Source organism: Galbibacter sp. PAP.153 (assembly GCF_037029175.1).
Taxonomy (GTDB): Bacteria; Bacteroidota; Bacteroidia; order Flavobacteriales; family Flavobacteriaceae; genus Galbibacter; species Galbibacter pacificus.
This window is the reverse complement of the sequence record NZ_JAZEUN010000009.1, coordinates 1-13,999: the sequence shown is the minus strand read 5'-3', so window position 1 is coordinate 13,999 and position 13,999 is coordinate 1. Positions and strand designations below refer to the sequence as shown.

At 38.8% G+C, this 13,999-nt stretch carries 14 protein-coding genes; 6 read left to right on the top strand and 8 right to left on the bottom strand.

Features of this window, described 5'->3' with window-relative positions; translation table 11 throughout:
* Positions 1 to 57: 57 nt before the first annotated feature.
* Together UXI14_RS07200 and UXI14_RS07195 are read left to right on the top strand one after the other, a co-directional pair.
* Complete coding sequence (locus tag UXI14_RS07200; RefSeq protein WP_317191286.1) at positions 58 to 354, top strand: HU family DNA-binding protein; 297 nt, start codon at positions 58 to 60, stop codon at positions 352 to 354.
* Between the two features lie 351 nt (positions 355 to 705).
* Positions 706 to 2,253: a ribonuclease E/G gene (locus tag UXI14_RS07195; RefSeq protein WP_335965561.1), complete on the top strand. Its 1,548-nt coding sequence runs from the start codon at positions 706 to 708 to the stop codon at positions 2,251 to 2,253.
* 55 nt (positions 2,254 to 2,308) lie between these two features.
* Here the strand turns inward: UXI14_RS07195 and UXI14_RS07190 are convergent, their stop codons facing one another.
* The 5 genes from UXI14_RS07190 to UXI14_RS07170 all read right to left on the bottom strand — a co-directional run bounded on the left by UXI14_RS07190 (position 2,309) and on the right by UXI14_RS07170 (position 7,920).
* The gene (locus tag UXI14_RS07190; RefSeq protein WP_335965560.1) at positions 2,309 to 3,379 is read right to left on the bottom strand and encodes a membrane dipeptidase; all 1,071 of its coding nucleotides are present in this window, start codon (positions 3,377 to 3,379) and stop codon (positions 2,309 to 2,311) included.
* 167 nt (positions 3,380 to 3,546) lie between these two features.
* Positions 3,547 to 4,659, bottom strand: a complete 1,113-nt coding sequence (locus UXI14_RS07185; RefSeq protein ID WP_335965559.1) for a D-TA family PLP-dependent enzyme — start codon at positions 4,657 to 4,659, stop codon at positions 3,547 to 3,549.
* A gap of 83 nt (positions 4,660 to 4,742) precedes the next feature.
* Positions 4,743 to 5,210 (bottom strand): RidA family protein, encoded by a 468-nt coding sequence (locus UXI14_RS07180; protein WP_277899819.1) that lies wholly within the window; start codon positions 5,208 to 5,210, stop codon positions 4,743 to 4,745.
* 22 nt (positions 5,211 to 5,232) lie between these two features.
* Positions 5,233 to 6,579: an alpha-L-fucosidase gene (locus UXI14_RS07175; RefSeq protein ID WP_335965558.1), complete on the bottom strand. Its 1,347-nt coding sequence runs from the start codon at positions 6,577 to 6,579 to the stop codon at positions 5,233 to 5,235.
* 18 nt (positions 6,580 to 6,597) lie between these two features.
* Positions 6,598 to 7,920, bottom strand: a complete 1,323-nt coding sequence (locus UXI14_RS07170; protein WP_335965557.1) for a gluconate:H+ symporter — start codon at positions 7,918 to 7,920, stop codon at positions 6,598 to 6,600.
* Positions 7,921 to 8,068: 148 nt separating this feature from the next.
* On the opposite strand from UXI14_RS07170, the gene UXI14_RS07165 reads away from it, so the two are divergent.
* The 3 genes from UXI14_RS07165 to creD are packed head-to-tail and all read left to right on the top strand — an operon-like array spanning position 8,069 to position 10,366.
* A complete protein-coding gene (locus UXI14_RS07165; protein ID WP_335965556.1) occupies positions 8,069 to 8,677 on the top strand; it encodes a hypothetical protein in 609 nt (202 codons plus the stop codon).
* Positions 8,678 to 8,679: 2 nt separating this feature from the next.
* Complete coding sequence (locus UXI14_RS07160) at positions 8,680 to 8,967, top strand: transcriptional regulator (protein ID WP_277899823.1); 288 nt, start codon at positions 8,680 to 8,682, stop codon at positions 8,965 to 8,967.
* Positions 8,968 to 9,019: 52 nt separating this feature from the next.
* Positions 9,020 to 10,366, top strand: a complete 1,347-nt coding sequence (creD, locus tag UXI14_RS07155) for a cell envelope integrity protein CreD (protein WP_277899824.1) — start codon at positions 9,020 to 9,022, stop codon at positions 10,364 to 10,366.
* Between the two features lie 154 nt (positions 10,367 to 10,520).
* Here the strand turns inward: creD and UXI14_RS07150 are convergent, their stop codons facing one another.
* A complete protein-coding gene (locus UXI14_RS07150) occupies positions 10,521 to 11,621 on the bottom strand; it encodes a DUF5009 domain-containing protein (RefSeq protein ID WP_277899825.1) in 1,101 nt (366 codons plus the stop codon).
* A 466-nt stretch (positions 11,622 to 12,087) separates the two neighbouring features.
* On the opposite strand from UXI14_RS07150, the gene UXI14_RS07145 reads away from it, so the two are divergent.
* Complete coding sequence (locus UXI14_RS07145; protein ID WP_335965555.1) at positions 12,088 to 12,561, top strand: regulatory protein RecX; 474 nt, start codon at positions 12,088 to 12,090, stop codon at positions 12,559 to 12,561.
* A gap of 58 nt (positions 12,562 to 12,619) precedes the next feature.
* On the opposite strand, the gene UXI14_RS07140 is transcribed toward UXI14_RS07145, so the two are convergent.
* Together UXI14_RS07140 and UXI14_RS07135 are read right to left on the bottom strand one after the other, a co-directional pair.
* Positions 12,620 to 12,901, bottom strand: a complete 282-nt coding sequence (locus UXI14_RS07140) for a YciI-like protein (RefSeq protein ID WP_335965554.1) — start codon at positions 12,899 to 12,901, stop codon at positions 12,620 to 12,622.
* A 90-nt stretch (positions 12,902 to 12,991) separates the two neighbouring features.
* Positions 12,992 to 13,858, bottom strand: coding sequence for a cupin-like domain-containing protein (locus UXI14_RS07135; protein ID WP_335965553.1), 867 nt, complete (start codon positions 13,856 to 13,858; stop codon positions 12,992 to 12,994).
* Positions 13,859 to 13,999: the final 141 nt, after the last annotated feature.

Here is a 13,999-nt window from a genome sequence, read left to right as displayed (position 1 = left end):
TGGGTAAATAATTTATATATTTGCATCCCCTAAATTTATAACACTGTAAACAAATATATAAAAATGACTAAAGCAGACATTGTAGCCAAGATTTCAGAGAAACTTGGCATGGAAAAAGGAGATGTTCAGGCAACTGTAGAATCCTTTATGGAAGAGGTGAAAAACTCATTGGAAAGCGGTGATAATGTTTATCTAAGAGGTTTTGGTAGCTTCATTATTAAAACCAGAGCAGAAAAAACGGGAAGGAACATTTCTAAAAACACAACCATTAAAATTCCTGCTCACAATATCCCAGCTTTTAAGCCCGCAAAAGTATTTGTAGAGGGTGTTAAGACAAGCGTAGAAGTAAAATAAATTATTAATATAAAAACATTACAGTCGATGCCAAGTGGTAAAAAAAGAAAAAGACATAAGGTAGCTACGCACAAGCGTAAGAAGAGAAGAAGAGCTAACCGTCACAAGAAAAAGTAGTTAGATTAACTACTTTTTCTTTTTAAAGTATTGTATACTTTACATACAGAACGTTCATTGAAAAAGAAATTTTGTTGTAGCTTAAGGCTATAACAGGAATTTCGTTGGGTTTATTCAAAAAAACCTGTAATAAAAATTTATTTCGCCTTAACCGGCGGGACAAATTTATTGTTTAATCCATCAGTCCCGTTACGCTTAACTTTAGGCGCGGTACAGATAAAAAATTCATTCAGAGTGAATAAAGAATTAATTGTAAGATCTGGTTCCTCTGACGTTGATTTTGCCATATTAAAGGATGGAAAACTTATTGAATTACACAAGGAAGAAGAGAGCAGCAACTTTTCGGTTGGTGACATCATGCTTGCCAAGGTGAGGAAGCCGGTAACAGGCCTAAACGCCGCATTTGTAAATGTCGGGTATGAAAAAGATGCATTTTTGCATTACCATGACCTAGGGCCGCAACTCAGTTCTTTGTTAAAATTCATTAAACGTGTAAGCACAGGTAAATTAAAAGATTTTTCTTTAAAAGACTTCCCATTTGAAAAAGACATAGATAAGAATGGTACCATTAATAACGTATTAAAGGCCAATCAATCTATTCTAGTACAAATTGTAAAAGAACCAATTTCAACCAAAGGGCCAAGAATAAGCTCCGAGCTTTCCATAGCCGGGCGTTATTTGGTCTTGGTTCCTTTTTCTGACCGCGTTTCAGTTTCACAAAAAATAGAAAGCAAAGAAGAAAAGGACCGTTTAAAGCGGTTGGTACAAAGCATCCGCCCAAAAGGATATGGTGTAATTGTACGTACAGTGGCAGAAGGCAAAAAAGTCGCCGAACTAGACAAAGATTTAAACAACCTGTTAAAAAAATGGACAGGTTTGTGCAAAAAAATTTACAAAGCGAACTATCCTTCAAAAGTCCTCAGTGAAATGAACCGTGCGGCATCTATTTTAAGAGATGTTTTCAACGATGATTTTACCGGGATTTATGTAGATGATGAAACGCTTTATTATCAGATTAAAGATTACTTGCATGAAATTGCACCAGAGAAAGAATCTATTGTAAAATTGTATGAGTCTAATATTCCTATTTTTGAAAAATATGGAATTGAAAGGCAAATCAAAACTTCTTTTGGACGAACCGTTTCCTCCAGCAAAGGGGCCTATTTGGTTATAGAACATACCGAAGCTTTACACGTTATCGATGTAAACAGCGGTAACCGTTCCAACAAAGCCAAGTCTCAAGAAGACACAGCCTTAGAGGTTAACCTGATTGCCGCTAGTGAAGTAGCCCGGCAATTAAGGCTAAGAGATATGGGAGGGATCATTGTTATAGATTTTATCGATATGTCCAATGCAGACAACCGAAGAAAACTATACGAACATTTAAGAGAAGAAATGCGTGACGATCGAGCCAAACATAAAATCCTACCTCCAAGCAAGTTTGGCCTCATACAAATTACAAGGCAACGCGTAAGACCGGAAGTAAACATTAAAACCCGTGAGGTAGACCCTAACGGAAACGGTGGCGAAATAGAAGCCCCCATAGTTTTGATAAATAAGATTACAACCGAGCTCGAACGCATTATTCAAAGCAAGAGCAGTAAAAATGGAATTGTATTAAATACACACCCGTTTATTGCAGCATATTTAACAAAAGGATTTCCATCCGTTCGTTCTAAATGGTTTTTAGAACACAAAAAATGGGTCAAGATTTTACCAAGAGATGCTTACACATATTTAGAGTACCGTTTTAAAGATAAAGACGGAAAAATCTTAAAATAAATTATTAAAAAACCACGCCATCCCGATGACCATTGGGAAGCGTGGTTTTTTTGTTTTAACTCCAAACATCCCTAATAAATCTTAAAAAATTTCCATGCATAATACCTTCAATATCTTTTTCTGAATAGCCCCTATTGTATAGCATTTGGGGGATTTTTTGCAAATCGGCTATGGTATCTATATCGTGTGGTGTCTGCTCCTTGCCGAAACCGCCATCCAAATCGGAACCAATCCCTACATGGTTGGTATTTCCTGCCAATTGGCATATATGGTCTATATTGTCAATAATCTGCCGCAAACATGCATCGGCACTTTGTGGTGTCGTTTTGCCACGAACCCAATTAGGCACCATCATCCAGGTATCCATAACAACCCCTATAACTGCTTTTCTGTTTATGAGTTCTTTTAATTGCTCGTTGTTAAATTGCCTGTTATGGTTTACCAATTCCCTGCAATTGTTGTGGCTTGCCCAAACCGCACCGTTAAAAACATCCATTGCTTCCCAAAAACTTTGATCGCATAAATGCGTAGCATCCAGAATAATGTTCAGTTTTTCCATTTCTCTTAACAAAGCTTTTCCTTTTTCTCCAATACCCCCTATAGAATCAGTGCCAAAAGCATACGTCCCCGGTCCATAATGCGCTGGACCCACTGCGCGCAAGCCATATTCATAAGCTTTATGAAGATGATTGAGCGTAACAATTGAATCGGCGCCTTCTAAACTTAAAATAAAACCTATCGCTTTTTTACGGTTATCATCATTAGAACTCCAATATTTAAGATGATTTTCTAGTTCGTTTGAGTTGGAAATTTGCCGCATTTCCCCCTGTCTCATCATTTCTTGATACCATGCCAATTGTGCCTGCGTATGTGCCCAAGCTTGTTCGGGCGAATTCCATCCCGGCAACGGATTATCCTTTTTTACATAGCGGGCAATTTGCGTTGCAACACAAAGTCCTATATTTCCTTTTCGCATGGCATCTAAAGAAACTGTATTTTGTGAACGGCCGGGCAGATCGGTCATGCCTTTTTCAAATTCACGGATTTCGTCTACCGTCCAACGGAGATCCCGGTTCCAATCAATTGCATTCATGGAAAGATCCAAATGCGCATCGAGTATAAACATGTTTTATTCTTTTAAATGTTGGATTTTATATTTTAAGCGAGAGCATTATTATCTGGATACCTGCCATAATAATTTCGAATTATAATGATGTCAGGCTGGGCTTGTCGAAGCCAATTCCAATAACTCTTCGACAAGCTCAGGGTAACAGCTTTCGTCTTTACAAATTTTTACACCGAAATTACTTGGTCTCTCGCAACCACTTTCCACTCATTTACCACGTTTCCTTTTTCAACCACCTGTAAATATTGATATTTGGCTACCGTTGGGCAAATATGTTTGGGAATTGCATACAAAAGGTCGCCTATTTTATAATTTTCAGGATGGTTGGTATTGAAAACGAAATGTTCCTCACTTTGACTTAGCTGTTCCAAATCGGGTGCATTTAATAATTCTACGCGTGAAAAAGGCATTTCGGAGGCCAAGGATTTATGCCCCAGATCGGAGGTTACTATTCCTTTTGATGGCTTGCTGATAATGCGTGTGATCAAAACTGCGGCGGGCAACATTTTCATCTCCGGAAATAAATTGCCATAACCGGCATCCCAAAGCAATACAGTTCCCGGGCTTAAATCTACATCATTGCGCATGGCATGAACAGGAAACGATGGCGAACCTCCGGCTATAATTTCTTTAGCCTCAACTCCCATTTTCTTTAAACTTTCTTTTAAAGCAACCACTTTTTCAAAGGCCGTATTGCAATCCTTCTTCCGTTGATCGTAATTAGAGTCTCTTAAATGCCCATCGTAGACATGAAAGCCCTTAGCCTCCACATTTTCATTAACATCAAGGAATTGAAATAATTTTCGAGCTTCTTCACCCGGCTCAATCCCGGTCCGGTTCATCCCAACATTGATATCCATCCAGAGTGAAACCTTCATTTGTTTTTTAATTGCAGCTTCGGTTATATTTTTTGCATTTTCCATATCATCCAACAAAGTTGAAAATTGTGTTTCTGGATATGTACGCATCAACTTAAAAAAGCGTTGTATATGAATTCCTACGGGCTGCATGGCCAATAAAACGTCTTTCGCCTTGCATTGCGCCAAAAGCTCGGCCTCGGCAATGGTAGCACATTTAAATTTTTGAATCCCATATGCCTGTTGCATTTGTATAATTTCGGCAGTTTTGTGGGTTTTTATATGTGGCCGTAACCGGGAAACATCGCCTGCTATTTCGATCATCCGTTTTATGTTGTGTTGAATCCTATCGGGATACACCAAAAGCGCCGGTGTTGCTATTTCATCAGCATTTTCTATCTCAAACCAATTTTTTTCCTTCATTGCTTCAGTCTTTAACTCTTCACTATACAAATGTAATAAGTAAGATTTCCCTTCTCGCGGAAGTGATTATTTTAAATTATCAATTATTCTTTGTGTAGTTCAAACATTGCTTCTATTTCTGCCGGAATATTATCGGGGAGCATCATTCCTACGGCACTTCTAACGCCTATTCCATGCGTTTCTCCAAAAATTTCGGCCATAAGTTCACTAAAACCATTAATTACCAAAGGATGCTTTTTAAAATCGGGGGTGCAATTTACCATTCCCAAGACTTTAACCACCCTTTTAACGCGGTCTATATCGCCAAAGTGAGTTTGAATGGTCGAAAGCATGGTCAATGCTACTTGCCGCGCACCTTTGTACCCTACTTCCAAATCGATATCATCTCCAACACGTCCACTCATTAAACTTCCATCGGGCAAAACCGGCCCCTGGCCAGATATGTATAAAAAGTTATCGACCACTAAAACCGGGCGGTAAACGCCTGCCGGTTTTGGAGCTGGTGGTAAAATCAATCCTAATTCTTTTATTTTTTCTGAAGGTTTTATCATGTTCCTATTTTTAAATTTTATTCTAATTACTTTCAATAACAGTCCCGTCTTCCCTGTATAAATTTACTTCGCCATCGAGCAATAACGCTAAAACAGTCATATTTTTGTCTAAAACATGTTCGGGAAGTTGAATGTATTTTATACCCGGATACGCACTCCAATAAACCTTACCAACCACTTTATGTGATAGTTTTGTGCCTTCTCCAACCACCCAAATGCGATTGATATTATTCTTTAAGCCTCTTACCACTACTTCTCCTTCGGGGTTTCCTTTCACAAATAGATATAGTATTTTCTTATCTTTTGATAAAGTTGACGTTCCATAAAAATGTTCTTTAGGGATTCCCGCAACCGTTTCATAAATAGCCTCTTTATGTTTGCTTGTCCATCTTCCCAAACCTTTTAAAATTTCAATTTGTTCAATCGGAATGCTTCCATCGGCTTTGGGCCCTATATCCAATAACAGATTTCCACCATTACCAATAACATCAGTAAAAATGCCAATAATTTGGTCTAAACTTTTGTAATCGTTGTCATTTTTTTGATAACCCCACGAGTTATTCATGGTCATACACAATTCCCAATAATCGTCTGTTGGTTTCACAATGGGCATTCCTTGTTCGGGTGTGGCATAATCACCATAACCTTTCAATCTGGAATTTATAATTGTATTAGGGTTTCTGTCCAATAGCATTTGTCTGACTTTCGGTGCTTCCCATTCTTCTGAGCTATGTTCCCAATCACCATCAAACCAATATAAATCAGGATTATAGGCATCTGATAATTCTTTTAATTGTCCTTCGTAATATTGTAAAAATTGTTGCCAACGTCTTGGTTCGTCAGCTATATTGTACCGAATACTATCGCGAGTAAAGTTCGTGTAATCGAGATACGACCAATCGGGTAACGAATAATAGATCCCTACTTTTAATCCATCATCTCGAATTGCACCTACAAAAGGTGTTAAAACATCTTTTCTTGCCGCTGAATTTTTAACAGCATTCAAATTTCCATATTTACTGTTCCAAAGTGCAAATCCATCATGATGCTTAGAAGTTATTACTGCGTATTTTGCTCCCGACTCTTTAATTAAGTCTGCCCAAGCTTTTGGATCATAATTTTTTGCCGTAAAACCTTTTGTTTGCTTCATATAATCTTCATGCGAAATATACCCGTTGTAAAACGACCACGATTCGTCAATTCCATTCACTGCATACAAACCCCAATGAATAAATATCCCTAGCTTGGCATCGCCAAACCACTCCATTTTATCAGTTCCAGACACTGAATTTGTAGTTTGAGAAAAAACTATTATTCCCTGAAACAAACAGCAAATAAGTATGATTTTTTTAACTAATGATATTACCATCAACTTTATATTTTTCACTTAAACAAAAAGGTTCATCACCAAAACTCCGATAAGTCCCATTACACCAACTGTGGTTTCCATGACTGTCCACGTAGAAAGCGTTTCTTTAACCGATAAGTTGAAATATTCCTTAAACAACCAAAAGCCACTGTCGTTGACATGCGAAAGCATTAAACTTCCCGAGCCTATTGCCAGCACCATTAATTCGGTGTTTACACCTTGGCTTTGTGCCAAAGAAGATACAATTCCGGCTGTTGTTAGCCCAGCAACTGTTGCCGAACCCACACAAACCCGGATTACCGTTGCAATAAGCCATGCCAATAATAGTGGCGACAAACTGGAGCCTTTTATCAAATCGGCTATATAATCGCTTACACCGCTATCAACCAAAATTTGTTTCAGCGCACCAGCTCCTGCTATTATTAACAAAACCATGGTAATACTCGAAATAGAAGTTGATAAAGAATCCATTACTTCGGGCATTTTCTTTCCCCGGGAAAGTCCAAGTGTATAAATTGCCACCAAAACAGCTATTAACATAGCAATTACAGGGTTCCCGATAAAATTAACAATGGTAACCGCAACCGATTCTTTTGGTAAAAAATGACTCCCAAGTGTTGCAATTCCTATAAGAATAACCGGCAACAAAGCTGTAAAAATACTTATTCCCATTCCGGGCATTTGATCTTCTTCCAATTCTTGAGCGTTGTAAAATTCCTTTAAAGGTGTTGCATTAACCCGTTGCATCCATTTTGTTCTGGACAACAAAGGCCCGGCTATTACAATTGCAGGGACAGCGATAACAATTCCATATAATAATGTTTTGCCAATATCGGCATTAAATTGGTCGGCAATAGCGGTTGGTGCCGGATGTGGAGGTAAATATCCATGCGTAACAGACAACGATGCAATCATTGGTAAGCCTACATAAAGTAATGGCATCCTAGTGGAAATGGCAACTGTAAAAACCAGGGGAATCAAAATAACAAATCCAACCGAGTAAAACATAGGAATCCCCACAATAAACCCGGTAAGTACTACCGCCCATTGAATGTTTTTCCTCCCAAATTTTTCAACCAGTTTTCCTGTTATCTGTTGTGCGGCTCCACTGTCGGCCACCAATTTACCCAGCATGGCGCCCAAACCTAAAATCAGCACGAGAAAGCCCAAGGTATTTCCAATTCCCTTTTGAATGGAATCAATAACGGTAAGTAATTCCATTCCGCCCGTGATCCCAACAAACAGGGAAACTATAATAAAAGAAATAAAGGCATTGAGTTTAAATTTGGCAATAAGTATAAAAAGTAAAAGAATTCCAAGAAGTACAATTAATAATGGCATGGATTGGCGGTAGTTTAAATTGATTAATAATTCTTAATAAAAATAGAACAATTCTTATAAAGAAGCTAAAAAAGAGTAATCAACATAAATTTTTCGTTTTGATATTAGAATTTTTTTATTTTACTTTGCTTTTCAAAGTACTTTAAAAATGAGCAAAAAAGATTATCTTAAAGACATTAATCATATTAAAGATATGATGGACCGTTCTTCCCGTTTTATCTCATTAAGCGGTATCTCTGGGATTTTTGCCGGCTGCTATGCCATTGTTGGTGCCTTATTTGCATACTTTTACCTTTTTCCAAAGACCGGGGAACAACTATACATACATAGTTGGAATTTTAGCTGGCTCATTATCGTTGCTGTTGCCGTAATGTTGCTAAGCATTGTTACCGCCATTTGGCTCACTTCCAGAAAAGCTAAAAAACATAATGCCAAAATATGGGACATTACCACTTACAGGCTTGTTATTAATTTTCTTATCCCCCTCGTTACCGGTGGCATTTACATTTTAATAAAACTCAATAGCCAACATTATGGCCTAACGGCTTCTCTTATGCTTATTTTTTATGGACTGGCTTTGGTAAATGCTTCAAAATATACTGTGGGCAACATTAAATATTTAGGATATGTCGAAATTATAACCGGACTCATATGCGCCATGTTCCCCGGTTATGGTTTTTGGTTTTGGTTAATAGGTTTTGGCCTTTTTCATATTATTTACGGAAGCATTATGTTTGCTGAGGAAAAAAAAGGGTAATATTGGGAATTATAGACAACATAAATAAACTTTTTGACCATCGGGTACGGTTGGGGATCATGTCGGTGTTGGCCGTAAACGACGATGCCGACTTTAACCGCCTAAAAGAACTCTTGGGAGTTACCGACGGCAATTTGGCTAGCCACTTAAAAGCACTCGAAAAAGCAAGATACATATCGGTAAACAAAACATTTGTAAACCGAAAGCCAAATACCAGCTACAATGCAACTCAACTAGGAAAAGCTGAGTTTAAAAAGCACATTGAAGCACTGGAAAAATTAATCAATTAATATTTTTTTAATCAATTACTTTGAAAAACAAAGTACTTTAATATACATAAGAATGGAACAGACAAGAAGTAAACTATCAACATGGATCCGCGAATCCATTACAGCAAGAATGCTCATTGTAGGGTTTTTATTGCTCGTTTTATTAATCCCCCTGGCTTTTGTAAAAGAGCTCATCAAGGAACGAAAACACAGACAGGAAGACGTGGTGAACGAAATTAACGACAAATGGGGAGACGAAGTAGTCCTTTCGGGGCCCATTCTCAAAGTCCCTTATAAGGAAATAAAAGAAGTGAAGTCTTTTAACAGCGAAACAAATTCTTATGAAATAAAAAATGAAGAACATATAGATTACGCATATTTCTTTCCGATGGATTTAAACATCAATGCACAAGTTGATACAAAACCGCTCAACCGAAGCATCTACAAATCGGTTGTATATACTTCTGATGTAGATGTGAAAGGGGTTTTTCCTAAAATCGAGTTTGAAAAGGATCGTATTTTGCCCGAAAACATACTTTGGAACAAAGCCACCATACTTATACAAACGTCTAACTTAAAAGGAATACGGAACACCGTAAAAACAACCCTTAACAACCAAACACTTTCCATGGCTCCCGTATACAATAATGCCGTTTTAAATACCATTGAAAGCGTTCCCATAACAAATTTTGCAACTATGCATGCCCAAGAAACATCTTTCCGGTTTAATTTAAAGGTAAACGGAAGCAAAACCATGAAGTTTGTACCCATAGGCAAAACTACCCAAGCCTCTATGGCCTCCAACTGGGCTTCGCCCAGCTTCGACGGGATGTTCCTGCCCGAAGACGGCTCTAGGGAAATCTCCAGCGACGGTTTTAAGGCTTCTTGGAAAATTTTACAGATAAACAGGCAGTTCGAACAATCCTTTTACGATAAAATACCCGACCTCACACCGTTTGCCTTTGGCGCCAAGCTCATCGTTCCGGTAAACGAGTATGCCAAAAGCGAACGCGCCTCAAAATATGGCATCTTGGTCATTGCTTTAACCTTATTGGTGTTTTTATTGATCCAACTGGTTAGCAAAATCTATATCCATCCGTTTCAATATGTCATGATAGGCCTTGCATTGGTAATGTTTTATACCTTATTAATCTCCATCTCCGAGCACAGCTCGTTTTTAAAGGCATACTTGTTGGCATCGGCAGCTGTGTTGGGGCTCGTTACCCTTTACTCCAGGACAATCCTTAAAAATTTTAAGTTTGCCATACTGGTCGGGGCTTCATTGATGTGTTTATACGGGTTTATCTATGTTATTATCCAACTGGAGGATTATGCACTGTTGGTGGGTAGCATTGGCCTGTTTATCATCCTGGCCACTATTATGTTCTTCTCCAAAAAAATAGATTGGGAAAACAAATAGCACTAAAACAGCAGGCAAAAAACAGTTTACCATTGACAAAAAACTGCTTACCATAAACAATATATGCCTGCACATATATTTTTAAAGCACCCGTGCAAAGAAATGCCTCAAATATATTGGCTTATTCTTTGCACGGGGTGCTTTTCTTTTCTAACTATACCTTTATATATATCTTCTTTTTATCCATAAAGTACGCTATGCCCCATAAAACCATTGCAAACACGAGGGCAAACATAAGCGAGCCAAAGTAATCGCCCATCCACGACATAAAAACATGGTGTGCTATCCATCCGTAGGCCGATGTATCTCCCATTGGGACACTGAACAAAATAGTAGCGAATATCCCAGAGAGTATATAGATAAACAACGGGTTTTTACCCAAAACCTCGAAGAAATATGTCCAGCTTTTCTTGTTTAACAGCTCGATAACATATACCAAAACGGCTATAACCATTAAATCTATGCCCACGGTCAAGAGCACATACGAGCTTGTCCATATTTTTTTGTTGATGGGGAACAACAAATCCCACCCAAGGGCAGCAAAGGTCAATACGGCGCCAGCCATCATCAGCTTGGCGATAGTTTCGTAGTTCTTCCCGTTTTTTTGAAGGAACGCCCCCGCAAAATAGCCAACAATTACATTAACAATAGATGGCAGGGTGCTTAAAAGGCCTTCGGGATCAAAAGGAAAGCCTTCTCCCTTATACATATGGTCGGCACCGATAAGCCATAGATCTGTTTTAATGGCGGCATTGCCTTCCATGGTATAATCGCCAAAGGCATACATCAATATATGGTAGCCCACCAGGGCAACAATACTAAATATAAGTGCGCCCTTGGCCTTCCAGTAATAAATTATAAGCGATGCAAAACAATAACACAGCGCAATACGCTGCAATACACCAAATATACGGGTTTCGGCCAGTGGTTTTAAATGCCCGTCCTTGACAAACGGAAACCAGTACAGCAAAAAGCCTATTAAAAAGATGAGGAACGTTCTTTTAAAGACTTTCTTTAAAAAAGCCGCACTGCCTAGCGCCTCAAACTTGCGCATGCTAAAGCTCATGGCGTTACCAACCACAAAAAGGAAGGTAGGAAATACCAAATCTGTAAGCGTAAAGCCATGCCAGTGCGCATGGTGCAGGGGTTTGTAAATAGTGGCCCAAGAACCGGGCGTATTAACGATAATCATTAAAAAAAGGGTAAGGCCCCTTAGTACATCGAGGGATAAATAGCGTTCTTTAAGTGCTTTCAAAATAGGTTGGGTTTTTAAATAGCCTTAAATATAATTAATTTGTTAAAACTATATATACCCAAAACAAGTCAACGTTATACTTTTTAGCGTCTATTCTAGTAGGGCATCGCATATATGCATTTATCTGCTCATCGTTTGCCATGCTCCCTCCCATAGTTGTACCTATATATTTTATAAGTTCTGCTATCCCTATGCTAGGGCATCACCCGAAAAGATTAAAACCGGTCTACTTACAAGTAGCATACACTAGGTGCTGTACAAAGTCTCCCCTCGTATACCATCTTTTCGAAGCGAATTACCCCTTTGAGAAGGATAGGTTTCTGTCTCCTTTTATGCCATAGGAATTGTAACATTGCACAAAAACAATAGGCAGGCAAACAACTGTCCAATTATAAAAAGCAGTTATTTTTGTATAAACATATAATACTACTCTAATTTAAGAATTATTTTTCTACATATTCAGGTGATGCAAAACAAAAAAACATATACGGTTGAAGAAGCCAAACGAAGACTGGAAGCTTATTGCGCCTACCAAGAACGTTGCCATGACGATGTGGTAAAAAAACTGCGGTCCATGCACATGATACCCGTTGCCGTAGACACCGTTGTAGCACACCTTATCGAGCATGGGTTCCTGAACGAAGAACGCTTTGCACGCAGCTATGCCAGAGGGAAATTCAACATAAAAAAATGGGGGAAAATCCGTATTGTACGCGAACTTAAGCATAGAAATATCTCCCGATTTAACATACAGCTTGCCTTAAAGGAAATACCCGACACCGATTACCATAAAACCTTTAACGAGCTTGCCGAAAAGAAGGCCGGGCAACTTACCGGGACAAATCTGTTTAAAAAAAAGCAGCAACTGGCAAATTACCTGCTATACCGTGGATGGGAAAGCGATCTTGTCTACGAAAAAATAAACGATCTCTTGGGCTAAAGCCCGTCCCATAGAGCACCCTAATGAAACAACTTTTTGTAAAATAGGGAAAAAGAATTTATTTGTTGCCTACCACCACGTTCCACCGCCGTACCTGCCACGATTTTATAAGTCCGTTTACAACATAAGGATCTTCTTGGGCAAAAGCCTTGGCCATGTCATCTGTTTCTCCAACAAATAACAGCAGGGCACCACCGGCAGGGTTCTCAAGGGCGCCCCCAAGGAGTAAATGTCCGTTCCCTACATATTTTTGTGCAAGCCTTAAATGTTCGTTGCGGTACTGGGCACGTTCTTCTAGGTAATTGGGAACCGTTTGGTAAAATAGTGCGTAATAATTCATGCCAAAAAGATATTCAAGCAGTGTTCATGCCCAAGATACTAAAAACATGGGGCATAAAGTACCGTATCATAAGTAAAAAACTGGTATGTACTATGTTTTTATCCCGAGCTCTTGGTGCGTTTTGGCTATGGCGCGCTCGTTTTTATGGTCTATCCATGCCTGCCCCTTCCATTTGCGCATTAAATTGTCGTAACTGCGCATTACAACAAGATTATAGGCAGCCTTGATAAAATGAGCGGGCTTTTTGGGCAGCGATCGCAGGCTCATGGAAAACCCGGGGGTAACATATTTCATATAGTGCCAATAACCCTCTGGCATATACAGCATTTGGCCGTGCTCCAGGTTGGCAATATAGCCCTGTGCCTGTTTCAATGCCGGCCATTTGTGGTAGTCGGGGTTATCAAAGTCTATATCTTCGCGCGATATCAACGAATGTGGCACCTTGTACATGTATTTGGACTGGTCTGGCGGAAAAATAATGCACTGCTTCTTTCCGTGGAAGTGAAAATGGAGGATATTGGAGTAATCTATGTCAAAATGCATGAATACCTTACTGTTCTCTCCACCAAAAAACAGCATGGGTAACTGCTTTACAAGCTTTATGCCAAGATCGGGCCAATTAAAGTCCTTTTGCAAAGAAGGCACTTCCTTCATTAAATTATAGAGAAAGATCCTATAGCTGGTAGGCTTGGATTCCAATAGTTTTATGTACTCGCCCATCTTCATTTTGGCATGCGGCTCGTTAAAACCGTCTTCGTGCGTAACCGGCCTGTCGTCGTAAAGCGGTACTGTTTTGTCTCCCGCCACTTGGTTTATATAACTTAAATGCCATTTCTTGTATGCCGGCCAATCTTCTGTCAACCTTTCAATTACAACAGGTTTTTGGGGCTTTACATAATTGGCAACAAAGTCCTCTTTACTAATTGTTTGTAGGCGAGGTATTTCCTTTAAGTTCATAAAAAATAACTTGAAATAAACTTTATAAAAGTACAAATTGTTTGCAATTATAGCGTATAGAATAGCTTTAATTACAAACAATTGGCATTATGCGGAGTTAAAAAATGCATGTACAGCAGCTATAAAACCCGCTATATGGCC

Bases quoted from the DNA above. Each gene is read 5' to 3' on its own strand.
- UXI14_RS07190 (WP_335965560.1), bottom strand. From the start codon at position 3,379: ATGTTTATACTCGATGCGCATTTGGATCTTTCCATGAATGCAATTGAT.
- UXI14_RS07185 (WP_335965559.1), bottom strand. From the start codon at position 4,659: ATGAAGGAAAAAAATTGGTTTGAGATAGAAAATGCTGATGAAATAGCA.
- UXI14_RS07180 (WP_277899819.1), bottom strand. From the start codon at position 5,210: ATGATAAAACCTTCAGAAAAAATAAAAGAATTAGGATTGATTTTACCA.
- UXI14_RS07175 (WP_335965558.1), bottom strand. From the start codon at position 6,579: ATGGTAATATCATTAGTTAAAAAAATCATACTTATTTGCTGTTTGTTT.
- UXI14_RS07170 (WP_335965557.1), bottom strand. From the start codon at position 7,920: ATGCCATTATTAATTGTACTTCTTGGAATTCTTTTACTTTTTATACTT.
- UXI14_RS07165 (WP_335965556.1), top strand. From the start codon at position 8,069: ATGAGCAAAAAAGATTATCTTAAAGACATTAATCATATTAAAGATATG.
- creD (WP_277899824.1), top strand. From the start codon at position 9,020: ATGGAACAGACAAGAAGTAAACTATCAACATGGATCCGCGAATCCATT.
- UXI14_RS07145 (WP_335965555.1), top strand. From the start codon at position 12,088: ATGCAAAACAAAAAAACATATACGGTTGAAGAAGCCAAACGAAGACTG.
- UXI14_RS07140 (WP_335965554.1), bottom strand. From the start codon at position 12,901: ATGAATTATTACGCACTATTTTACCAAACGGTTCCCAATTACCTAGAA.
- UXI14_RS07135 (WP_335965553.1), bottom strand. From the start codon at position 13,858: ATGAACTTAAAGGAAATACCTCGCCTACAAACAATTAGTAAAGAGGAC.